Source organism: Diaphorobacter caeni (assembly GCF_015354245.1).
Lineage (GTDB): Bacteria > Pseudomonadota > Gammaproteobacteria > Burkholderiales > Burkholderiaceae_C > Diaphorobacter_A > Diaphorobacter_A caeni.
In genome coordinates, this window is the sequence record NZ_JADKYZ010000001.1 from 278,927 (window position 1) to 300,752 (window position 21,826).

At 64.8% G+C, this 21,826-nt stretch carries 18 protein-coding genes and 1 riboswitch; all 18 genes read left to right on the forward strand.

Annotation, left to right across the window (positions count from 1 at the left end):
* Window positions 1-10: 10 nt before the first annotated feature.
* The 18 genes from rsmH to ISG32_RS01355 all read left to right on the forward strand — a co-directional run bounded on the left by rsmH (window position 11) and on the right by ISG32_RS01355 (window position 21,821).
* Entirely contained in the window at window positions 11-937 is a 927-nt protein-coding gene (rsmH, locus tag ISG32_RS01270; RefSeq protein WP_194769210.1) for a 16S rRNA (cytosine(1402)-N(4))-methyltransferase RsmH, read from the forward strand.
* The gene (gene ftsL, locus ISG32_RS01275) at window positions 937-1,278 is read left to right on the forward strand and encodes a cell division protein FtsL (protein WP_194769694.1); all 342 of its coding nucleotides are present in this window, start codon (window positions 937-939) and stop codon (window positions 1,276-1,278) included. The genes rsmH and ftsL overlap by 1 nt, the downstream gene beginning before the upstream one ends.
* The gene (locus tag ISG32_RS01280; RefSeq protein WP_194769211.1) at window positions 1,275-3,026 is read left to right on the forward strand and encodes a peptidoglycan D,D-transpeptidase FtsI family protein; all 1,752 of its coding nucleotides are present in this window, start codon (window positions 1,275-1,277) and stop codon (window positions 3,024-3,026) included. Before ftsL ends, ISG32_RS01280 begins: the two co-directional genes overlap by 4 nt.
* Window positions 3,023-4,531 (forward strand): UDP-N-acetylmuramoyl-L-alanyl-D-glutamate--2,6-diaminopimelate ligase, encoded by a 1,509-nt coding sequence (locus ISG32_RS01285; protein ID WP_194769212.1) that lies wholly within the window; start codon window positions 3,023-3,025, stop codon window positions 4,529-4,531. The genes ISG32_RS01280 and ISG32_RS01285 overlap by 4 nt, the downstream gene beginning before the upstream one ends.
* Window positions 4,528-5,976 carry a UDP-N-acetylmuramoyl-tripeptide--D-alanyl-D-alanine ligase gene (locus tag ISG32_RS01290; RefSeq protein ID WP_194769213.1) on the forward strand — a complete coding sequence of 483 codons (1,449 nt, stop codon included), beginning with the start codon at window positions 4,528-4,530 and terminating at the stop codon, window positions 5,974-5,976. The genes ISG32_RS01285 and ISG32_RS01290 overlap by 4 nt, the downstream gene beginning before the upstream one ends.
* Window positions 5,967-7,145, forward strand: a complete 1,179-nt coding sequence (mraY, locus tag ISG32_RS01295) for a phospho-N-acetylmuramoyl-pentapeptide-transferase (RefSeq protein WP_194769214.1) — start codon at window positions 5,967-5,969, stop codon at window positions 7,143-7,145. The genes ISG32_RS01290 and mraY overlap by 10 nt, the downstream gene beginning before the upstream one ends.
* Complete coding sequence (gene murD / locus ISG32_RS01300) at window positions 7,142-9,250, forward strand: UDP-N-acetylmuramoyl-L-alanine--D-glutamate ligase (RefSeq protein ID WP_194769215.1); 2,109 nt, start codon at window positions 7,142-7,144, stop codon at window positions 9,248-9,250. Before mraY ends, murD begins: the two co-directional genes overlap by 4 nt.
* Window positions 9,247-10,530 (forward strand): putative lipid II flippase FtsW, encoded by a 1,284-nt coding sequence (ftsW, locus tag ISG32_RS01305; RefSeq protein ID WP_194769216.1) that lies wholly within the window; start codon window positions 9,247-9,249, stop codon window positions 10,528-10,530. Before murD ends, ftsW begins: the two co-directional genes overlap by 4 nt.
* Entirely contained in the window at window positions 10,527-11,594 is a 1,068-nt protein-coding gene (murG, locus tag ISG32_RS01310; RefSeq protein ID WP_194769217.1) for an undecaprenyldiphospho-muramoylpentapeptide beta-N-acetylglucosaminyltransferase, read from the forward strand. Before ftsW ends, murG begins: the two co-directional genes overlap by 4 nt.
* Window positions 11,591-13,024 carry a UDP-N-acetylmuramate--L-alanine ligase gene (gene murC / locus ISG32_RS01315; RefSeq protein ID WP_194769218.1) on the forward strand — a complete coding sequence of 478 codons (1,434 nt, stop codon included), beginning with the start codon at window positions 11,591-11,593 and terminating at the stop codon, window positions 13,022-13,024. Before murG ends, murC begins: the two co-directional genes overlap by 4 nt.
* Complete coding sequence (locus ISG32_RS01320; RefSeq protein WP_194769219.1) at window positions 13,021-14,025, forward strand: D-alanine--D-alanine ligase; 1,005 nt, start codon at window positions 13,021-13,023, stop codon at window positions 14,023-14,025. The genes murC and ISG32_RS01320 overlap by 4 nt, the downstream gene beginning before the upstream one ends.
* On the forward strand, window positions 14,022-14,909 hold the full coding sequence (locus ISG32_RS01325) for a cell division protein FtsQ/DivIB (protein WP_194769220.1): 888 nt from the start codon (window positions 14,022-14,024) through the stop codon (window positions 14,907-14,909). Before ISG32_RS01320 ends, ISG32_RS01325 begins: the two co-directional genes overlap by 4 nt.
* Before the next feature lie 15 nt (window positions 14,910-14,924).
* The gene (gene ftsA, locus ISG32_RS01330) at window positions 14,925-16,154 is read left to right on the forward strand and encodes a cell division protein FtsA (RefSeq protein WP_194769221.1); all 1,230 of its coding nucleotides are present in this window, start codon (window positions 14,925-14,927) and stop codon (window positions 16,152-16,154) included.
* Window positions 16,155-16,316: 162 nt separating this feature from the next.
* A complete protein-coding gene (ftsZ, locus tag ISG32_RS01335; RefSeq protein WP_194769222.1) occupies window positions 16,317-17,531 on the forward strand; it encodes a cell division protein FtsZ in 1,215 nt (404 codons plus the stop codon).
* Window positions 17,532-17,887: 356 nt separating this feature from the next.
* Complete coding sequence (lpxC, locus tag ISG32_RS01340) at window positions 17,888-18,811, forward strand: UDP-3-O-acyl-N-acetylglucosamine deacetylase (RefSeq protein ID WP_166311554.1); 924 nt, start codon at window positions 17,888-17,890, stop codon at window positions 18,809-18,811.
* 26 nt (window positions 18,812-18,837) lie between these two features.
* Window positions 18,838-19,014 carry a hypothetical protein gene (locus ISG32_RS01345; RefSeq protein ID WP_194769223.1) on the forward strand — a complete coding sequence of 59 codons (177 nt, stop codon included), beginning with the start codon at window positions 18,838-18,840 and terminating at the stop codon, window positions 19,012-19,014.
* A 75-nt stretch (window positions 19,015-19,089) separates the two neighbouring features.
* Window positions 19,090-19,198: riboswitch (TPP riboswitch) on the forward strand.
* Window positions 19,199-19,306: 108 nt separating this feature from the next.
* Complete coding sequence (gene thiC, locus ISG32_RS01350) at window positions 19,307-21,154, forward strand: phosphomethylpyrimidine synthase ThiC (RefSeq protein WP_194769224.1); 1,848 nt, start codon at window positions 19,307-19,309, stop codon at window positions 21,152-21,154.
* 214 nt (window positions 21,155-21,368) lie between these two features.
* A complete protein-coding gene (locus ISG32_RS01355; protein WP_194769225.1) occupies window positions 21,369-21,821 on the forward strand; it encodes an RcnB family protein in 453 nt (150 codons plus the stop codon).
* Window positions 21,822-21,826 lie beyond the last annotated feature (5 nt).

Sequence of the window (21,826 nt, forward strand, 5' to 3'; positions counted from 1 at the left end):
GAGGCCGAGAGTGAATCAGCCATTGCTGCACACCACGGTCCTGCTGAACGAGGCGGTCGACGCCTTGTTGGATGCTGCTCACCCGGACGACGCCACCTATGTGGACGGCACGTTCGGGCGCGGCGGTCATTCGCGGCTGATTCTCTCGCGGCTCAAGCCCGGGGGGAGGTTGGTGGCGTTCGACAAGGACCCGCAAGCCATCGAAGCCGCAGCGCGCATCACTGATGCGCGTTTTTCAATCCGGCACGAAGGTTTCAAGCATCTTGACGAGCTGCCTGAGAGCAGTGTCGACGGCGTTCTGCTGGACCTGGGCGTGAGCTCCCCACAGATTGATGATCCGGAGCGTGGCTTCAGCTTTCGCTTCGACGGCCCGCTGGACATGCGCATGGACACCACCCGTGGTGAAAGTGTCGCCCAGTGGTTGGAAGAAGCTGAGGCGAAGCAGATAACGGAGGTGATACGTGACTACGGCGAAGAACGGTTTGCTGGCCCCATTGCAAAGGCGATTGTTGCTTGGCGCGAGACACGGGGTCCAATTACAAGCACCTCCGAACTGGCCGACATCGTGGCTGGCGCGGTCAAAACCCGCGAGCAGGGCCAGAACCCTGCAACGCGCACATTTCAAGCTCTTCGGATTTTCATCAACGCCGAGCTTGAAGAGCTGCAACAAGCGCTAGAGGCGAGCATCCGGGTTCTGAAGCCCGGAGGCCGTCTTGTGGTCATCAGCTTTCATTCGCTCGAAGACCGCATCGTCAAGCAATTCATCGCGCAGCACTCCAAGGAGGTCTACGACCGCCGTGCTCCGTTTGCCGCGCCCACGCCGATGCGCCTGAAGGCGCTCGACCGCATCAAGCCAAGCGACGCCGAAGTGTCAGGCAACCCCCGCTCGCGCAGCGCGGTGATGCGCGTGGCCGAAAGAACCGAGGTGCCCGCATGATGCTGCGCCTCAACCTGCTGCTGCTGCTCGCGGTCATGGCTTGCTCCATGTACCTCGTGAACACGCAGTACGAGTCGCGCCGGTTGTTCACCGAGCTCGACCGTGCGCAGGCGGAGGCGCGTCGTCTGGAAACGGAGCACCAGCGGCTGCAGGTTGAAAAGCGCGCGCAGGCCACGCCGCTGCGCGTGGAGACGCTCGCACGCGATAAGCTCCAGATGCGCTCGGCGACGCCGGCCATCACGCAATATGTCACCGACGACGGAACTCCCGTGGTCATGGCGATCACGCCCGCGGCCGTTCCAAGCGGCGGTGCGGTGACCGCCGGCGGGAGGCGTCAATGAGCTCGCGCAGCGTCAACTACACCTCCAGCCCGCTGCTGGCGAGCAAGACCCCGGTCTGGCGCAGCAAGTTCATCGTCGCGGTGGTGGCGCTGGGCTTTGTCGGCCTGGCGGCCCGCGCGGCCTATGTGCAGGTGATCGGCAACGATTTCTTCCAGCGTCAGGGTGAGGTGCGCTTCGCGCGCACGCTCGAGCTGCCCGCCAACCGCGGCCGCATTCTGGATCGCAACGGCCTGATCCTCGCCTCCAGCGTTCCTGCGGCCAGCATCTGGGCGATTCCCGAAGACGTGGATCAGGACAGTCCCGAGATTCAGGCCAAGCTCAAGAAGCTGGCCAAGCTCATGGACATGCCGCTCGCGTCGCTCAAGGCCAAGCTCGCGGATGAGGACAAGAGCTTTGTCTGGATCAAGCGCCAGCTCGACTGGGACGTCGGGCAGGAGATCGTCAAGCTCGACATCAAGGGCATCTACAACCGCAAGGAATACAAGCGCGAGTACCCTGAAGGCGAGGCCGCGGCGCACATCGTCGGCTTCACCAACGTGGAAGACCACGGTCAGGAAGGCATGGAACTCGCGTTCGACAAGGATCTGGGCGGCAAGCCCGGTTCGCGTCGCGTGATCAAGGACCGTCTGGGCCGCATCGTCGAAGGCGTGGGCGTGGAAGTGCCGCCACTCGACGGCAAGGACATCCAGCTGTCCATCGACAGCAAGGTGCAGTTCTTCGCCTACCAGAAGCTGCGCGACACCGTGATCGCCAAGAAGGCCAAGGCCGGCAGCGTGGTGGTGCTCGATGCGCACACGGGCGAGGTGCTGGCGCTCGCCAACTATCCGACCTACGACCCCGGCAACCGCAAGAATCTGACGGGCGAGCAGCTGCGCAATCGCGCGATGACCGACGTGTTCGAGCCCGGCTCCACGATGAAGCCGATCACCATTGGTCTGGCGCTGAACTCCGGGCGCGTGCGTCCCGAGACCATCGTCGATACGGCTCCTGGCCGCATCAACATCACTGGCTCCACCATTTCCGATACGCACAACTATGGCGCGTTGACCGTGGAAGGCGTGATCCAGAAGTCGAGCAACGTCGGAACGACCAAGCTCGCGATGAACATGCCGGCCAGGGAAATGTGGGAAACCTACTCGGCGGTCGGTTTCGGCCAGAAGCCGCAGATCACCTTCCCTGGCGCGGTCACGGGACGGCTGCGCCCCTACAAGAGCTGGCGTCCGGTCGAACAGGCGACGATGTCGTACGGCTACGGCCTGTCGGCCAGCCTGTTCCAGATGGCGCGTGCCTACACCGTGTTCTCGAACGACGGCAAGGTGATTCCGGCCACCATGCTCAAGAGCTCGGAGCCAGCGGTCGGCGTCCCGGTCTTCACGCCCAAGACCGCCCAGCAGGTTCGCAAGATGCTGCAGATGGCGGCTGGACCCGGCGGTACGGGCCAGCTCGCGCAGACCGTGGGCTACTCGGTCGGCGGCAAGTCCGGCACGGCGCGCAAGCAGGTCGGCAAGACCTATGCGATCGGCAAGTACCGCGGCTGGTTCACCGGAATGGCGCCGATCGACAACCCGCGCATCATCGTGGCCGTGATGATCGACGAGCCCACCGTGGGCTCGGCTTATGGCGGTATTTCCGCAGCGCCTGTGTTCAGTGAAGTCGTGCAGCAGACCCTGCGCATGATGGGCGTTCCGCCCGACATGGCCGTGCGTCCGCAGATCGTCAGCAACCCAACCGAGGAGGCTCCACTATGAGCGTCCTGCTCAATCATTCTTCGGCACAGGATGCGGTCCGTTGGCTGCGCGAACGCGTGACCGGCACGCTGCAGACCGACAGCCGTCTGGTCAAGCCCGGCGATGGCTTCATCGCATGGCCCGGCGCCGCGACCGATGGCCGTTTTCACGTGGGCAACGCGCTCACCAACGGCGCGGTGGCTTGTCTCGTCGAGCAGGAAGGCGTCGATGCCTTCGGCTTCGTCGGCGCGCACATGGCGTCGGTGCGTGGCCTCAAGGCCGCGACCGGCCCGATCGCGGCCGCATGGTTCGGCATGCCGACCACCCATCTCGACGTGCTCGCCGTGACCGGCACCAATGGCAAGACGAGCAGCGCCTGGTGGCTTTCCGAGGCGCTCAACGCGCTCGCGAGCCAGACCGATGTGCTCACCTACAAGGGCTGCGCGCTCGTGGGCACACTGGGCATGGGCATGCCGGGTGCTCTTGAAACCACCGGCCTCACGACGCCCGATCCGGTGCGTCTTCAGCGCGCGTTCTCGCAGTTCGTGACGGATGGCATCGGCGCCTGTGCGATCGAAGCTTCGTCGATTGGTCTCGCGGAACACCGCCTTGCCGGCACGCGCATCCGCGTGGCCATGTTCACCAATCTCACGCAGGATCACCTCGACTATCACCCGTCGATGGAGGCCTACTGGGCAGCCAAGCGCGAGCTGTTCGACTGGCCCGGCCTGCGTACCGCCATCGTCAACATCGACGACAGCCGGGGGCTGCAACTGGCCGATGAGCTCGAGCGTTCGCAGCTCGACGTGTGGACGCTCTCGATCCGCGGCAACGCCCGCCTCAAGGCCCGCGACATCACCTACAACGATCAGGGGCTGGTGTTCACCGTGGTCGAGGGGCTGCATTCGTTCACGCTGCAGACCCAGGTCATCGGTCTCTACAACGTGTCCAACCTGCTCGGCGTGATCGCCGCGCTGCGTTCGCTTGGCGTGGCGCTGGAGCATGCGCTCTGGGCCTGCGCCCAGCTCACGCCGGTGCCCGGCCGCATGGAGCGCATCACCTCGCCCGGCCAGCCGATGGTGGCGGTGGACTATTCACACACGACGGACGCGCTCGAGAAGGCGTTGCAGGCGCTGGCCCCGATGGCCAAGGAGCGTGGCGGCAAGCTCTGGTGCGTTTTCGGTTGCGGCGGCAATCGCGACTCCGGCAAGCGTCCGCACATGGGCGCTGCCGCGCAGCGCCTGGCCGACGAGGTCGTCGTCACCAGCGACAACCCGCGCAACGAAGAGCCGATGAGCATCATCGAGCAGATTTTGAAAGGCACGCAACCGGCGGCAACGCTGCGCGTGCAGGCGGATCGCGCATTGGCGATCGCCGAAACCCTGGCTGCCGTGGCACCCGAAGACGTGGTGCTGATTGCGGGCAAGGGACATGAGGACTATCAGGAAGTGCAAGGCGAGCGACACCATTTTTCCGATATCGAGCAGGCGCGCGAAGCGCTGTCGCGTCGCGGAGGCGCGGCATGAGTCTGTTGAAGCCCGCGATCATGACCCTCGCCGATGCGTTCGCGCTCGTCTCCGAACACGTGCCGAGTGCACGGCTGATCGGCGACGGCGGCGTGGCGTTCGCGCGCGTGCATTCCGACACGCGCACGCTGGCGGCGGGTGACCTGTTCGTGGCATTGAAGGGCGAGCGTTTCGACGCCAACGAGTTTCTGGCGAAGGCCCGCGAGGCCGGAGCCGTCGCGGCCATCGCGCACGGCGGTCTTCAGGAAGCGGGTCTTTCGGGCATTCAGGTGCCCGACAGCCTGCGCGCCATGGGCGCCCTGGCGGCAAGTTGGCGCAGGCAGTGGCATGGCCCGCTGATCGGAGTGACCGGCAGCAACGGCAAGACCACGGTCACGCAGATGATCGCCTCGGTCCTGCGCGCCTGGAAGGGCGATGCGGCGTTCGCCACGCAGGGCAACCTGAACAACGACATCGGCGTGCCGCTGACGTTGATGCGCCTGAACGCGTCGCACACGGTGGCGGTGATCGAGATGGGCATGAACCATCCCGGAGAGATCGCGTATCTGGCCGACATCGCACGCCCCACGGTCGCGCTGGTCAACAACGCGCAGCGCGAGCACCTCGAATTCATGCAGACGGTGGAAGCCGTGGCGCGTGAAAACGGCAGTGTGTTTGCTTCGCTGCCGCGCGACGGCGTGGCCGTTTTTCCCGCCGAAGATGAATACACGCCGCTGTGGCGTGAGTTGGCGGGTCCTCGCAAGGTGCTGACGTTCGCCGAGAACGCCGGTGACGTGCGCTGCACCCGCGCCGAGTGGCAGGGCGCGGGCTGGAAGGTGGAGATCGCGACGCCACTGGGCTCGTTTGAGACCGAGCTGCACATCGCCGGTCGCCACAACGTGACCAACGCACTCGCGGCCACGGCCAGCGCCGTGGCGGCGCGCGTTCCGCTGTTCGCCATCGCCAAGGGGCTGGCGCAGTTCGAGCCGGTCAAGGGCCGTTCGCGCGCCGTCGTGCTGACGCTGGCGGGCCGCACGGTCACGCTGGTGGACGACAGCTACAACGCCAACCCGGACTCCGTGCGCGCCGCCATCGACGTGCTCGCCGGTCTGCCCCGCCCGCAGCTGCTGGTGATGGGTGACATGGGCGAGGTCGGCGATCAGGGGCCGCAGTTTCACACCGAAGCCGGTGTCTATGCGCGTGAGCATGGCATCGATCGGTTGTTCGCTCTGGGCGACTTGTCCGCCCACGCTGCACAGGTCAGTGGACCCGGCGCGCAGCATTTTGAAGATATGGCATCGCTGCTCGCGGCGGTGCAGGCCAGCTTGCCGGAGGTCGGCAGCGTACTGGTCAAGGGATCGAGATTCATGAAGATGGAACAAGTGGTGCAGGCACTGCAGGCGCAGTCGGCCGAAGACGCCACCCGCCAAACGACGCAAACCAAGGGAGATCGCACATGTTGCTGACGCTCGCTCAATGGTTGCAAGCGCTGTCGCCGGAATTCGGTTTCCTGCGCGTGTTCCAGTACATCACCTTCCGCGCCGTGATGGCCGCGTTGACCGCGCTGGTCATCGGTCTGGCCGCCGGACCGCGCGTGATCCGCATGCTCACCTCGCTCAAGATCGGTCAGCCGATCCGCGAGTACGCGATGCAGACCCATCTGGCCAAGAGCGGCACGCCCACCATGGGCGGTGTGCTGATCCTGCTGGCGATCACCATCTCCACGCTGCTGTGGGCCGACCTGTCGAACCGCTTCGTGTGGATCGTGCTGGTGGTCACGCTGAGCTTCGGTGCCATCGGCTGGGTCGATGACTGGCGCAAGGTCGTCAACAAGGACCCCGAGGGCATGCGCTCGCGCGAGAAGTATTTCTGGCAGTCCGTCGTCGGCCTGCTGGCGGCGCTGTATCTGGTGTTCAGCATCTCCGAGAATTCCAACTGGCGCGTGTTCGAACTGTTCATCTCGTGGGTGCAGTCGGGCTTCTCGCTCGATCTGCCGCCCAAGGCTGGCCTGAACGTGCCGTTCTTCAAGGAAGTGACCTATCCGCTGGGCGTGCTGGGCTTCGTGATCCTGACCTATCTGGTGATCGTGGGTTCGAGCAACGCGGTGAATCTCACCGATGGTCTCGATGGTCTGGCGATCATGCCGGTGGTGATGGTGGGCGCGTCGCTGGGCATCTTTGCCTATGTGACCGGCAGCGTGAGCTACTCCAAATACCTGCTGTTTCCGCACATCGCGGGCGCGAGCGAGCTGATGATCTTCTCGTCCGCCATGGCGGGCGCGGGTCTGGCCTTCCTCTGGTTCAACACCCACCCCGCACAGGTGTTCATGGGCGACGTGGGCGCGCTTGCGCTCGGCGCGGCGCTCGGCACCATCGCGGTGATCGTGCGCCAGGAAATCGTGCTGGCCGTGATGGGCGGCATCTTCGTGGTGGAAGCACTGTCCGTGATGCTGCAGGTGGTCTGGTTCAAGTTCACCAAGAAGCGCTACGGCGAAGGCCGCCGTCTGCTGAAGATGGCTCCGCTGCACCACCACTTCGAGAAAAGCGGTTGGAAGGAAACGCAGGTCGTCGTGCGTTTCTGGATCATCACCATGTTGTTGTGCCTCATCGGCCTCACTACCTTGAAGCTCAGATGAGTCAGCATCCATTCGACCCTCTCAGCCAGCAGGCCGCCCCGGGAACCCCAGAGGTTCCAGAGGCGGCTTTGACCGTTGTGCCCGCCGCGTCCGACATCGAGACGAGCGAAGTCGCGCAACTGCCGGCCATCTCCGATGACGCTGCCGTTGCTGTCGTGAACGCTTCCACGGATTCCCTCTCTGTTTCTGAACTTGCCCAGGTGAGTGACGAGGTGGCGGAGGTAGTTCCATCGACGGATGGAAATCTGGAGCAATGCGAGGCGACTTCCGGCGGCGAGGATGTGACCGAGGCATCCACTGACGTGGCGCCCGAACAGGTCGACACGCTTGCCAAGCCCTCGTTCCTTGGAGATGCGGCCAACTTTGTGGCACCGACCAAGTCCGCTGCAGCGGAAGCCGCCGAATTCGTCGCTCGCATCTTTGCCGACGTGCAGGGCAAGGACAAGGAAGAAGCCGACGCGGAAGCCGCCGTACCCGCCGATGCAGCTCAGGAGACCGATGCCCAGTTGCAGCCGGGCGAAACCTCGGACGATGTCGAAGCCGCAACCGGGCAGGGCGCTGAAGTGCAGGAGCTGGACACCTTCGTGCCTGAACTGCAGGGCAAGCGTGTGCTGGTGCTGGGCCTGGGCGCATCCGGCATGGCGATGGTTCGCTGGTGCGCGAGGAGCGGAGCCGATGTGACGGTGGCCGACACGCGCGAGGCACCGCCGCAGCTCGCGAGTCTGCAGCAGGAGTTGCCGCAGGTGCGTTTCGTCGCGGGCGAGATGAGCGCCGATCTGGTCAACGGCCAGCAGCTGGATGCCGTCTACCGTTCGCCGGGCCTGTTCCCCGAGACCATCGCGGCCGTCGTCGATGCCGCGAATGCCGCGCACATCAAGGTCGGCGGCGAGCTCGATCTCTATGCGCTCGCGCTGCGCGAACTGGCGATCACGCGCGACTACAAGCCATCGGTGCTCGCGATCACCGGCACCAACGGCAAGACCACCGTCACCTCGCTCACCGCACTGCTCGTGCAATGCGCCGACAAGACTGTGGCGATGGCAGGCAACATCGGCCCGACGCTGCTCGGCACGTTGTCCAAGCACCTCGACGAGGACACGCTGCCCGAGGTCTGGGTGCTTGAACTCTCGAGCTTCCAACTGGACGGCGTGAAGGGCTTCGAGCCCACGGCCGCGGCCGTGCTCAACGTCACCCAGGATCACCTGGACTGGCATGGCAGCCTGTCCGCCTATGCGGCGGCCAAGGCGCGCATCTTCGGCGAGAAGGGTCTGATGATCCTGAACCGCGAAGACCAGATGGTCATGGACATGCTGCCGCCGCCCGTGCGCGTGAAGCTGCAGAAACCGCAGCTGCGCCCGCATGTGACGTTCGGCGGTGACATGCCGCAGCGCCCCGGCGACTTCGGCATCGAGAGCGTCAGCGGCATGAACTGGCTGGTGCGCGCGCACGAGGCCGACGAGACCAGCCGCAGGGGCCGCAACGTGCAGGAGATCGATCTGCACATCCAGCGCTTCATGCCCGCGGATGCGCTGCGCATCCGTGGCCGTCACAACGCGATGAACGCGCTGGCCGCGCTGGCGCTCGCCCAAGCGGCGGGCTGCTCGCTCGCGCCGATGCTGTTCGGCCTGCGTGAATACCGCGGCGAGCCGCATCGCGTGGAACCCATCGGCATCGTGAACGAGGTCGAGTACTTTGACGACAGCAAGGGCACGAACGTGGGTGCCACGGTGGCCGCGCTGAGTGGCCTTGGCCCGGACCGTCGTCTGGTCGTGATTCTGGGTGGCGACGGCAAGGGGCAGGACTTCTCGCCGCTGGCATTGCCGATCTCGCGCTACGCGCGCGCGGTGGTGCTGATCGGCCGCGATGCGCCGCAGATCGAAGCCGCGCTGCAGGACACCGGCGTGCCCATGCTGCACGCCGCCTCCATGCCCGAGGCCGTGGACATTTCCGCGCGCAATGCGCAGCCCGGTGACGGCGTGCTGATGTCGCCTGCCTGCGCGAGCTTCGACATGTTCGACAACTACGCGCACCGCGCCAAGGTCTTCTGCGACGCGGTGCAGGCGCTGGCGGACGATGTCGGCCAGGTTCTGGGAGGGCAGGCATGACCGCGGCCGCGACCACCGAAGAACGCCTGAGCGTGTGGCAGCGCATCTCTGGATGGTTCGGCGCCATTCCGGTGAAGGCCGCCGACGTGCTGCCGGTTCGCATCGGCGGCACGGAGTACCGCCAGACCACGGCCACACCGGCGCGCATGGTCGGCTTCGATCAGGCGCTGCTCTGGGTGGTGATCGCGCTGCTCGCGTGGGGCGTGGTGATGGTGTATTCCGCCTCCATCGCGATGCCAGACAACCCGCGTTTCGGCAACATCGAGAGCTACCACTTCGTCAAGCGCCACGTGATCTCGCTGTTCCTGGGCTTCATCTGCGCGGTCATCGCGTTCAAGATTCCGATGAACACCTGGGAGCGCTATGCGCCCTGGCTGTTCGTGCTCTCCATCCTGCTGCTCGTCGCGGTGCTGATTCCGCACGTGGGCACGGTGGTCAATGGCGCGCGCCGCTGGCTGTCGCTGGGCTTCATGAACTTCCAGCCGTCCGAGCTCGCCAAGCTCGCGGTGGTGATCTACGCGTCCGACTACATGGTGCGCAAGATGGAGGTGAAGGAGCGCTTCTTCCGCGCGGTGCTGCCGATGGCGATTGCCGTAGCGGTGGTCGGTGCGCTGCTGCTGGCCGAGCCCGACATGGGCGCGTTCATGGTGATCGCCGTGGTCGCCATGGGCATTCTGTTCCTCGGCGGCGTGAACGCCCGCATGTTCTTCCTGATCGCGGCCGTGCTGCTGCTCGCGTTCGCCTGCATGGTCTGGTTCTCGGAGTGGCGCCGCGAGCGCATCTTTGCCTACCTCGATCCATGGAGCGAAAAGCATGCGCTCGGCAAAGGCTACCAGCTCTCGCACGCGCTGATCGCGATCGGCCGTGGCGAGATCTTCGGCGTCGGTCTGGGCGGCAGCGTGGAAAAGCTGCACTGGCTGCCCGAGGCGCACACCGACTTTCTGCTGTCCGTCATCGGCGAAGAGTTCGGTCTCGTCGGCGTGATGATCCTGATCGTCTCCTTCCTCTGGCTGACCCGCCGCATCATGCACATCGGCCGCCAGGCCATCGCACTGGACCGCGTGTTCGCGGGGCTGGTGGCGCAGGGCATTGCGATGTGGATCGGCTTCCAGTCGTTCATCAACATGGGCGTGAACCTCGGCGCACTGCCGACGAAGGGGCTGACCCTGCCGCTGATGAGCTTCGGCGGTTCGGCGGCGTTGATGAATCTGGTGGCGCTGGCGGTCGTGCTGAGAGTCGATTACGAAAACAAGCTGCTGATGAGAGGGGGGCGCGTATGAGCAAGCAACGCACCGCGCTCATCATGGCGGGCGGCACCGGTGGCCACATCTTCCCGGGCATCGCCGTGGCGGAAGAGCTGCGCAACCGTGGCTGGAAGGTGCACTGGCTGGGCACGCCCGGCAGCATGGAGTCGCGCATCGTTCCGCCCAAGGGCTTCGCGCTCGAGACCATCGAATTTTCCGGCGTGCGCGGCAAGGGGCTGATGACGCTCGCGCTGCTGCCGCTGCGTCTGCTGCGCGCGTTCTGGCAGGCCCTGTCGGTGGTGCGCCGGATCAAGCCTGACGTGGTGGTCGGCATGGGCGGCTATGTCACCTTCCCCGGCGGCATGATGGCCGTGCTGGCGGGCAAGCCGCTGGTGCTGCACGAGCAGAACTCGGTCGCCGGCATGGCCAACAAGGTGCTTGCAGGCGTCGCGGATCGCATCTTCACCGCGTTCCCGAACGTGTTCAAGAAGGGGAAGTGGGTGGGCAATCCACTGCGCGCGGCGTTCACGCAGAAGGCCGACCCGGCCGCGCGGTGGGCGGGTCGCACCGGCCCGTTCAAGCTGCTCGTCGTCGGCGGCAGTCTCGGCGCGCGCGCGCTCAACGAAATCGTGCCGCAGGCATTGGCGCTGATTCCACAGGAGCAGCGTCCCGAAGTGATTCACCAGAGCGGCGCGACGCAGATCGATGCGCTGCGCGGCCACTACGAGGCGGCGGGCGTGCAGGCCACGCTCACGCCATTCATCGATGACACCGCAGCGGCATTTGCCGATGCGGATCTGATCGTCTGCCGCGCAGGCGCGAGCACCGTGACGGAAATCGCCGCGGTCGGCGCCGCTGCGCTCTATGTGCCGTTTCCATCGGCCGTCGACGACCACCAGACCACGAACGCGAAGTTCCTGGTCGACGCGGGCGGCGGCTGGCTGGTGCAGCAGCGTGATCTCACGCCGCGCGGACTGGCGGACATGATTCTGAACATGCAGCGCCCGGCTTTGCTGGACAAGGCGCTGAAGGCAAAGGCAATGGAAAAGACCAACGCCACCCTCGAGGTGGTGACCGCCTGTGAGGAGCTGGCAGCATGAAACACGCCATCCGTCACATTCATTTCGTCGGCATCGGCGGCTCGGGCATGAGCGGCATCGCCGAGGTGCTGCACAACCTGGGCTATGTGGTGTCGGGCTCGGACCTGTCCGACAGCGCGACGCTGCGCCGCCTGCAGTCGCTGGGCATCCGCACCTTCATCGGTCATGGGGCCGCGAACATCGACGGCGCGAACGCGGTCGTCACCTCCACGGCCGTGCAGGGTGACAACCCCGAGGTCATCGCGGCGCGCGAGAAAAAGATCCCCGTCGTGCCGCGCGCGCTGATGCTCGCCGAGCTGATGCGCCTGCGTCAGGGCATCGCCATTGCGGGCGCGCATGGCAAGACCACGACGACCAGCCTGGTCGCGAGCGTGCTGGCCGAGGCGGGTCTCGATCCGACCTACGTGATCGGTGGTCGCCTGAACAGCGCGGGCTCGAACGCCAGGCTCGGCAAGGGCGAGTACATCGTGGTCGAGGCCGACGAGTCGGATGCCTCGTTCCTGAACCTGCTGCCGGTGATGGCGGTGGTCACGAACATCGATGCCGACCACATGGAGACCTACGGTCACGACTTCGAGAAGCTCAAGACCGCGTTCGTCGATTTCCTGCACCGCATGCCGTTCTACGGCACGGCCATCCTCTGCGTGGAGAGCCCGGCGATCCGCGACATCATGCCGCGCCTCACGCGTCCGGTGATCACCTATGGCTTCGGCGAGGACGCGCAGGTGCGTGCCGTCGACGTGCGCGCCGTGGGCACGCAGATGCACTTCCGCGTGGTCCGCACAGGCGCGGTGGCCGGACCGGATCTGAACGTGGAACTCAACCTCGCCGGCATGCACAACGTGCTGAACGCACTCGCGGCCATCGTCGTCGCGGCCGAGGTCGACGTGCCTGATGAAGCGCTGCTGCGCGGACTCGCCAGCTTCACCGGCGTGGGTCGCCGCTTCCAGCGCATCGCCGATCTGCCGACGGCCGACGGCGGCACATTCGATCTGATCGAAGACTACGGACACCACCCCGTCGAGATGGCCGCGACCATGGCCGCCGCGCGTGGCGCGTTCCCCGGTCGCCGCCTGGTGATGGCCTTTCAGCCGCATCGCTACAGCCGCACACGCGACTGTTTCGAGGATTTCGTGAAGGTGCTCGGAGAGGCCGACGCCGTGCTGCTGACCGAGGTCTACGCCGCCGGCGAGCAGCCCATCGTCGCCGCCGATGGCCGCGCGCTGGCTCGCGCCGTGCGCGTGGCAGGCAAGGTCGAGCCGGTGTTCATCGACGACATCGCCGCGCTGCCCGAGCGCATCGCGAGCGGTGCGAAGAGTGGAGACGTGGTGATGTGCATGGGGGCGGGCTCGATCGGTTCGGTGCCGGCCAAGGTGGCGGAGTTGCTCGTGGGCAAGCAGCAATCGGCGCAGCAAGGAACAGCGCAATGAACGACAAGAACAAGACAATCCAAATCGACGCCCGCAGCATGGGCAAGGTCGCGGTGCTGATGGGCGGCTCGTCTGCCGAGCGCGAGGTCTCGCTGATGTCCGGCGGCGGCGTGCTGCAGGCGCTGCAGTCGCGCGGCGTGGACGCGCACGCGTTCGATCCGTCCATGAACAACATGACCGACCTGAAGTCGCACGGCTATGACCGCTGCTTCATCGCGCTGCATGGCCGCCACGGCGAGGATGGCACGGTGCAGGGCGCGCTCGAGCTGCTCGGCATTCCCTACACCGGTCCCGGCGTGATGGCGTCGAGCATCGCGATGGACAAGATCATGACCAAGCGCATCTGGCGCGCGGACGGCCTGTCCACCCCGGACTGGAAACTGGTCGCGAGCGCAGCCGAAACCGCGCAGGCCTTCAAGGACCTCGGCTCGCCGATGATCGTGAAGCCCGCACGCGAAGGCTCGACCATCGGTCTGACCAAGGTGACCTCGGTCGGCCAGTGCGAGCAGGCCTACCGCCTCGCGTCCAAGTTCGATCCCGAGGTGCTGTGCGAGCAGTTCATCGACGGTGACGAGACCACTTGCCCGATCCTCGGCCAGGGCCGTGACGCACGCGCGCTGCCGGTGATCCGCATCGTCGCGCCGGAAGGCAACTACGACTACCAGAACAAGTACTTCACCGACGTCACGCAATACCACTGCCCGAGCGGCCTGCCCGAAGCCGAAGAGCGCGAGATCCAGCGCCTTGTGGTCGACGCCTTCCGCTCGCTCGATTGCCGTGGCTGGGCGCGCGCCGACATCATGATCCGCAAGACGGACCGCAAGCCGTTTCTTCTGGAAATCAACACGTCGCCGGGCATGACCGGCCACTCGCTGGTGCCGATGTCGGCCAAGGCCAGCGGCATCGACTATCCCGAACTCTGTCTGCGGATTCTGGTGAGCGCATCGCTGGATTCGCGTCAGGGCGTCTCCGCCTCAAGCCAAGGAGCCAGCGCGCAATGAACGACGCACTGCCAGCACCGCTCGACGTCCGGCTCATGAACATGATCGCCACGATCCTGTTCGTGTGCTGCGCCGTGGGCGTGGTGGCGGCGGGCAGTTGGTGGTTCCTGCGCAATCCGGCGTTCGCGATCGGACGCATCGTGGTGCACGGCGATCTCATGCACACCAATCCGGTGAGCTTGCGCGCCAACGTCGCGCCGCGCCTGATGGGCAATTTCTTCACACTGAATCTGCGCCAGGCCAAGACCGAGTTCGAAAGCGTGCCATGGATCCGCAAGGCCCAGGTGCACCGCGAGTTTCCGAACGGTCTCGCCGTGGACATCGAGGAGCACAGGGTCCGTGCGTTCTGGGGCGCGGAGGGCAGCCCCACGCTGGTGAACGACTATGGTGAAGTCTTCGAGGCCGCAGCCGATGAGGATGACGACGACAAGCTGCCGCGCCTGCAGGGACCGGACGGACGCTCGCTCGAGATGCTGCAGATGTATGACCGCCTGCAGCCGCATGTGAAGCCGCTGGATTCGGCGATCGACAGCGTGACGCTCAACGGTCGCGGCAGCTGGCGCCTGCAGTTGGAGAACGGCGCGGTGATCGAGCTCGGAAGCGGCTCGACCACGGACGTGGTGCAGCGCCTCGATCGTTTCGTGCGCACGGTGCCCAAGGTGGCGGCGCAGCAGGGACGCAATGTGGCTTCGCTGGAGTCGGCGGACCTCAGGCAGATGGATGGATATGCGTTGCGCCTGCGTGGGGTGACCACGGTAAGCGCAGAAACGGCAGCCGCACGTGCCAAGGCACAGGCGACTGCGCGGCCGGCAGCGGCGCGGGCGACAGCGACGCCCGCGCGCACTACTACTACAACGACACGCTCCCCAGGGCGCAGCAACTGAGGGCAGGACGGATTTATGGCAAGAGAATACAAAGATGTGGTTGTCGGGCTGGACATTGGAACGGCCAAGGTCATGGCGGTCGTGGCCGAAGTGATGCCGGACGGCAACCTCAAGCTCGCGGGTCTCGGCATCGCGCCGAGCAACGGGCTCAAGCGCGGCGTGGTCGTGAACATCGACGCCACCGTGCAGAGCATCCAGCAGGCCCTGAAGGAGGCCGAGCTGATGGCCGACTGCAAGATCCAGCGCGTCTACACCGGCATCACCGGCAGCCATATCCGTGGACTCAATTCAAGCGGCATGGTCGCGGTCAAGGACAAGGAAGTCTCGGCCACCGACGTGGCGCGCGTGGTGGAGACGGCCAAGGCCATCAACATCTCGAGCGATCAGCGTCTGCTGCTGGTCGAGCCGCAGGAATTCGTGATCGATGGGCAGGATGTGAAGGAGCCCATCGGCATGAGCGGCATCCGCCTCGAGGCCAAGATCCACATCGTGACCGGCGCGCAGAGCGCCGCCGAAAACATCATCAAGTGCGTGCGCCGCTGCGGACTCGAGGTCGAGCAGTTGATGCTCAATCCGCTTGCCAGCAGTCAGGCCGTGCTGACCGACGACGAGCGCGAACTCGGCGTCGCGGTGGTCGACATCGGCGCGGGCACGACCGACGTGGCGATCTTCACCGGCGGCGCGATCCGCCACACCGCCGTGATTCCGATTGCCGGCGACCTGATCACCAGCGACATCGCGATGGCGCTGCGCACGCCGACCAAGGACGCCGAGGACATCAAGGTCGAGAGCGGCTACGCCAAGCAGCTGCTGGCCGATCCCGAAGCGCAGGTCGAAGTGCCCGGCCTTGGCGACCGCGGTCCGCGCATGCTCTCCAAGCAGGCGCTGGCCGGCGTGATCGAGCCGCGCGTCGAAGAAATATTTTCACTTGTGCAACAAGTGATACGCGAGTCGGGCTTTGAAGAAGTGCTTTCTTCGGGCATCGTGCTCACGGGTGGCAGTGCAGTGATGCCGGGCATGGTCGAGCTGGGCGAGGACATCTTCCTCAAGCCGGTGCGACGCGGCATTCCCAAATACTCAAGTGCCCTGTCCGACATGATCGCCCAGCCTCGTGCGGCGACCGTCATGGGATTGCTGGAAGAAGCGCGCCTCGCGAGGCTGCGCGGATTCAAGGTTGCGGCCAAGAGCGGATCCGTGAAAACGGCGTTCGGTCGTCTCAAGGACTTCATCGTGGGGAACTTTTGAGATGACTGCACATCTGCTTTGGCTTGCGCGCGCCGGACCACCTCCTCCCATCCGGAGCCGATGGCGAAGTACGGGACCTCCGCCACCGAGAAAAATCGCATACAAGAACCCCCATCAATTTTCGGCAATTGCAATTGAAGAACCAGCGTTAGGAGCACCAACATGACCATCGAAATGATCGAGTCCGAAGAGTTCAACCAGGGCACGCAGATCAAGGTGATCGGTGTCGGCGGCGGCGGAGGAAACGCAGTCGAGCACATGATTTTCCGCAGCGTCCAGGGAGTGGAGTTTGTTTGCGCCAATACGGACGCACAGGCTCTGACGCGCAGCAGCGCACACCGTACCATCCAGCTGGGTGGCAGTGGTCTGGGCGCGGGCAGCAAGCCTGACAAGGGCCGCGAAGCCGCTGAAATGGCCGTCGAGGACATCCGTCAGGCCATCACGGGCGCGCATATGCTGTTCATCACTGCAGGCATGGGCGGCGGCACCGGCACCGGTGCGGCCCCCGTGATCGCGCGCGTCGCCAAGGAAATGGGCATCCTCACCGTTGGTGTGGTGACCAAGCCCTTCGATTGGGAAGGCGGCCGTCGCATGAAGAATGCCGACGAAGGTCTGACCGAGCTCGAAGCCAACGTCGATTCGCTGATCGTGGTTCTCAACGAGAAGCTGCTCGACGTGCTGGGTGACGACATCACGCAGGACGAAGCCTTTGCGCACGCCAACGACGTGCTCAAGAACGCCGTGGGCGGCATTGCCGAAATCATCAACGAATACGGTCAGGTGAACGTCGACTTCGAAGACGTGCGCACCGTGATGGGCGAACCCGGCAAGGCGATGATGGGCACGGCAACGGCGTCCGGTCCCGACCGCGCACGCATCGCGGCCGAACAGGCGATCGCCTGCCCGCTGCTCGAAGGCATCGACCTGTCGGGCGCCAAGGGCGTGCTGGTGCTGGTCACCGCAAGCAAGGGCAGCCTCAAGCTGTCGGAGTCGCGTCTGGCGATGAACACCATCAACGCCTACGCTTCGCAGGATGCGCACGTGATCTTCGGCGCGGCCTACGACGAGACGCTCGGCGACGAGATCCGCGTGACCGTGGTCGCCACCGGCCTGTCGCGTGCCAACGCGCGTCGCCAGCCGATCTCGGTGGTGCAGGGCGGCCTGCGCACCGGCACCGACAACCTGCCATACAACATGGCGGTGGGCGGTTCGGTAGGCGTGGCAACGGGCGCGGCCCAACCAGGCTACGACAACATGTCGGTGCCAAGCGTGTGGCGCACCAACCGCACCCATGCGACAGCGCGCGTCGATGCGCTGTCGTCGGGCGGCATGGAAGAGCTGGAAATCCCGGCTTTCCTGCGCAAGCAGGCCGATTGAGAAAGCGCCCCCGAGGAGCTGCCGAGTACCGTTCCTCCCTCTCGCTTTGCGGGAGGGAGACACCGCTTTCGCCGTGAGGCGGCTCTTGCCTGGTGGTTGCTGATCCGGGCCGTCGTGGCGGCTGGCGTTTGCGCTCGTGAAGAGCGCGGCGTCTTGGCTGTCAGCGAGACCTGCCGCTGACGCGTTGAACAAGAGTCAAGCGAGAGTTAAACAGAGAGTGTGGAGGGAGTGGGTGACTGCTCCCTCTTTTTTTGAGCCCTCCGCTGCTACTGCTTTCGTAGCACAAGGATATTTTCTATTGCGGATATAGAGAGATTGGGGAGATCAATTTCTTCTCATTCACTTACAATTGACAGATGCTTCAGCAACGCACCATCAAGACTCTGACACGCGCCGTGGGCGTTGGTTTGCACAGCGGCCAGCGGGTCGAGTTGACGTTGCGTCCGGCCCAGCCTGACACCGGCATCGTGTTCCGTCGCGTGGATCTGCCGGAGCCGGTGGACATTCCGGTGAACGCGATGGCCATCGTGGACACGCGCATGGCGTCCACCATCGGCGTGGGCGGTGCCAAGGTCCATACCATCGAGCATCTGATGTCGGCCTGCGCGGGGCTCGGCATCGACAATCTTTACATCGACATCACGGCCGAGGAAGTGCCGATTCTTGACGGATCCTCCGCCTCGTTCGTGTTTCTGCTGCAGAGCGCTGGCGTGGAAAAGCAGAGCGCGCCAAAGCGTTTCATCCGCGTGACCAAGCCGGTGGAAATCCGTCAGGGCGAGGGCGCCAATCTGAAGTGGGCACGGCTCGATCCTTACCATGGCTTCAAGCTGCGCTTCGAGATCGACTTCGCGCATCCGGCCGTGGACTCCACGGGCCAGAGCGTCGAGTTCGACATGGGCCTGAACAACTACACGCGCGACATCGCACGTGCGCGCACCTTCGGTTTCACCAAGGATGTGGAGATGATGCGCGCCAACGGTCTCGCGCTCGGCGGCGGGCTCGACAACGCCATCGTGATGGACGACTACAAGGTCCTCAACTCCGACGGCCTGCGCTACGACGACGAGTTCGTGAAGCACAAGATCCTGGACGCGATCGGTGACCTCTACGTGGTCGGCAAGCCGCTGCTTGCGGCCTACAGCGCGTTCCGTTCGGGCCATGGTCTGAACAACCTGCTGCTGCGCGAACTGCTGGCCCATGAGGACTGCTGGGAGATCGCCACCTTCGACAGTGAACGGCATGCGCCGCAGGGCTTCGCGATGCCCGCGCACGCGTGGTGATCCAGACCGCCTCGCACTGACTGCGCATGCTGATCTTCCGCGCCATCGTCATGTTCCTGATCGTGGCCGCAGCCGTGTGCTTCGGCTTCTATGCCGCCACGGGACAGGCGCAGTACAAGCGCTACGCCTTCATCATCATCAAATGGACGCTGATCGCCGCGCTGATGTTCTTTGCGGTGCTTTTTCTCGAGCGGATCGTTTGAAAATCCAGATTTCGGAACATTGCGTTCGAAATTATTGATGTTTCGTTTGCATTCGCCGAAATTCCCCCTATACTCGCGCTTGCTCCGGGGTGCACGTAAGGCGTGCTGAGACAGTGGACTGGACCACTGGAACCGCGAACTTGATCTGGTTAGTACCAGCGTAAGAAGAGCTGCAGTTGGATGTGTAGAAGTGTCTGCGCACGTGCGCCCGAAATGGGTTTGCGTGCCATCGAGGCACACGACATTCGGCCGATTGCGGAGCATTCCATCAGACCTTTGAGGAGCTCCCGCCATGAACGCCATCGACAAGTTTTCCCAGCTGCTTTCGCTCACCCGCGAGCCATTTCCCGCATCCACCAAGAGTTTCATTGAAGGCAGCAAGCCGGACATCCGCGTGCCCGTGCGCGACATCGCGCTGACCAACGGCGAAACCGTGAGCGTGTACGACACGTCCGGCCCCTACACCGATCCCAAGGTCGAGATCGACGTGCGTCAGGGTCTGCCCAGCGTGCGTGGTGGCTGGATCGACGCGCGCGGTGATAGCGAGTACTACGCGGGCCGCCTGCGCGTGGCGCTCGATGATGGCCGCAAGGGCGATGCCGACGCGATCCGCCTTGAGCAGCTGCGCGCAGAAGCGGCTGCGCTGCAGCGTCAGCCGCGCCGCGCCAAGAGCGGTGCCAACGTGACCCAGATGCACTACGCCAAGCGCGGCATCATCACTCCCGAGATGGAGTACGTCGCACTGCGCGAGAACGGCCGCCGCGAGTGGATGGAGCAGTACATGCAGGACGAAGCGCGTGAGAAGCGCCTGGCCGGCAACCCGATGGGCGCGATCATTCCCAAGATCATCACGCCGGAATTTGTGCGTGACGAGGTCGCCCGTGGCCGCGCGATCATCCCCGCGAACATCAACCACCCTGAAGTCGAGCCGATGGCCATCGGCCGCAACTTCCTCGTGAAGATCAACGCCAACATCGGCAACTCCGCCGTCACTTCGAGCATCGAGGAAGAAGTGGAAAAGCTGGTGTGGGCGATCCGCTGGGGCGCGGACAACGTGATGGATCTCTCGACCGGCAAGAACATCCACACCACACGCGACTGGATCGTGCGCAACTCGCCCGTGCCCATCGGCACCGTGCCAATCTACCAGGCGCTCGAAAAGGTGGGCGGCATCGCCGAAGACCTCACCTGGGAAATCTTCCGCGACACGCTGATCGAGCAGGCGGAGCAGGGCGTGGACTACTTCACGATCCACGCGGGCGTGCGCCTCGCCTACATCCACCTCACGGCGCAGCGCCGCACCGGCATCGTTTCGCGCGGCGGCTCGATCATGGCCAAGTGGTGCATGGCGCACCACCGCGAGAGCTTCCTGTACGAGCACTTCGAGGACATCTGCGACATCATGAAGCAGTACGACGTGAGCTTCTCGCTCGGCGACGGCCTGCGTCCCGGCTGCGCATCGGATGCCAATGACGAAGCCCAGTTCGCAGAACTCCACACGCTCGGCGAACTCACCCAGATCGCGTGGAAGCACGACGTGCAGACCATGATCGAAGGCCCCGGCCACGTGCCGATGCACATGATCCAGTCGAACATGACCGAGCAGCTCAAGCACTGCAACGAGGCACCGTTCTACACGCTCGGCCCGCTGACCATCGACATCGCACCGGGCTACGACCACATCGCGTCCGCCATCGGCGCCGCGATGATCGGCTGGTTCGGCACCGCCATGCTGTGCTACGTCACGCCCAAGGAACACCTGGGCCTGCCCGACCGCGACGACGTGAAGCAGGGCATCATCGCCTACAAGATCGCGGCCCATGCGGCCGACGTCGCCAAGGGACACCCCGGTTCGCGCTCGCGTGACGATGCGCTGAGTCAGGCGCGTTTCGACTTCCGCTGGGAAGACCAGTTCAACCTCGGTCTCGACCCCGACACCGCCCGTGAATTCCACGACGAAACCCTGCCCAAGGACAGCTCCAAGGTGGCGCATTTCTGCTCGATGTGCGGCCCCAAGTTCTGCTCGATGAAGATCACGCAGGAAGTGCGTGAATTCGCGGCCAAGGGCATGCAGGAAAAGGCAGGCGAGTTCCGTGAAGGCGGCGGCGAGCTCTACATTCCGATTCAACCGGTCGCCTGATTCCGGCGAAACGTGAATCACTTGTTCACGAAAGCAAATCTCATGTAAACCTGCCGCCCGCCTACTTGGCGGGCGGCATTTCTGGTGCAACATGGCACCCATATCGCCATCGGGTCTGCGTGGAATGCAGGTCACCGCGATATCGGTTGGATGGACGAGCGGGAAAAGAATTCCAATCCTCGTCCACCGTGCTTTCCAATTCAAGGAGGTTCACATGACAGCCAAGTTTCGCACCGCCGCCAAAACACTGACATCCGCAGCCGTGGCAATTCTGCTGGGTGTTGCCGCCATCGGAGCCAGCGCACAGCCGCGCCCCGACATCGTCAGGAACAACGACCACCGCAACGACCATCGTTACGACCACCGAGGCGATGATCGCAGGGGCCATGGCAATGACCGCCGCGACGCGCGCCATGACAATCGCCGCGCCAACCCGCCCGGCCACGCCCGCCATGACTACCCACGCGGCGCAGGCCCCGACCACCGCTGGAACCGCGGTGACCGCCTGCCGCCCGCCTACCGCACCCGCAGCTACGTGGTGGAAGACTGGCGTGGCCACCGCCTTTCGGCTCCTCCACGCGGTTACCACTGGGTCCAGTACGGCGGCGACTACATGCTGGTCGCTATCGCCACCGGCGTGATCACTTCCCTGATCCTGGGAAATTAACGGCA

Bases quoted from the DNA above. Each gene is read 5' to 3' on its own strand.
- ftsL (WP_194769694.1), top strand. From the start codon at position 937: ATGCTGCGCCTCAACCTGCTGCTGCTGCTCGCGGTCATGGCTTGCTCC.
- ISG32_RS01280 (WP_194769211.1), top strand. From the start codon at position 1,275: ATGAGCTCGCGCAGCGTCAACTACACCTCCAGCCCGCTGCTGGCGAGC.
- ISG32_RS01285 (WP_194769212.1), top strand. From the start codon at position 3,023: ATGAGCGTCCTGCTCAATCATTCTTCGGCACAGGATGCGGTCCGTTGG.
- ISG32_RS01290 (WP_194769213.1), top strand. From the start codon at position 4,528: ATGAGTCTGTTGAAGCCCGCGATCATGACCCTCGCCGATGCGTTCGCG.
- mraY (WP_194769214.1), top strand. From the start codon at position 5,967: ATGTTGCTGACGCTCGCTCAATGGTTGCAAGCGCTGTCGCCGGAATTC.
- murD (WP_194769215.1), top strand. From the start codon at position 7,142: ATGAGTCAGCATCCATTCGACCCTCTCAGCCAGCAGGCCGCCCCGGGA.
- ftsW (WP_194769216.1), top strand. From the start codon at position 9,247: ATGACCGCGGCCGCGACCACCGAAGAACGCCTGAGCGTGTGGCAGCGC.
- murG (WP_194769217.1), top strand. From the start codon at position 10,527: ATGAGCAAGCAACGCACCGCGCTCATCATGGCGGGCGGCACCGGTGGC.
- murC (WP_194769218.1), top strand. From the start codon at position 11,591: ATGAAACACGCCATCCGTCACATTCATTTCGTCGGCATCGGCGGCTCG.
- ISG32_RS01320 (WP_194769219.1), top strand. From the start codon at position 13,021: ATGAACGACAAGAACAAGACAATCCAAATCGACGCCCGCAGCATGGGC.
- ISG32_RS01325 (WP_194769220.1), top strand. From the start codon at position 14,022: ATGAACGACGCACTGCCAGCACCGCTCGACGTCCGGCTCATGAACATG.
- ftsA (WP_194769221.1), top strand. From the start codon at position 14,925: ATGGCAAGAGAATACAAAGATGTGGTTGTCGGGCTGGACATTGGAACG.
- ftsZ (WP_194769222.1), top strand. From the start codon at position 16,317: ATGACCATCGAAATGATCGAGTCCGAAGAGTTCAACCAGGGCACGCAG.
- lpxC (WP_166311554.1), top strand. From the start codon at position 17,888: ATGCTTCAGCAACGCACCATCAAGACTCTGACACGCGCCGTGGGCGTT.
- ISG32_RS01345 (WP_194769223.1), top strand. From the start codon at position 18,838: ATGCTGATCTTCCGCGCCATCGTCATGTTCCTGATCGTGGCCGCAGCC.
- thiC (WP_194769224.1), top strand. From the start codon at position 19,307: ATGAACGCCATCGACAAGTTTTCCCAGCTGCTTTCGCTCACCCGCGAG.
- ISG32_RS01355 (WP_194769225.1), top strand. From the start codon at position 21,369: ATGACAGCCAAGTTTCGCACCGCCGCCAAAACACTGACATCCGCAGCC.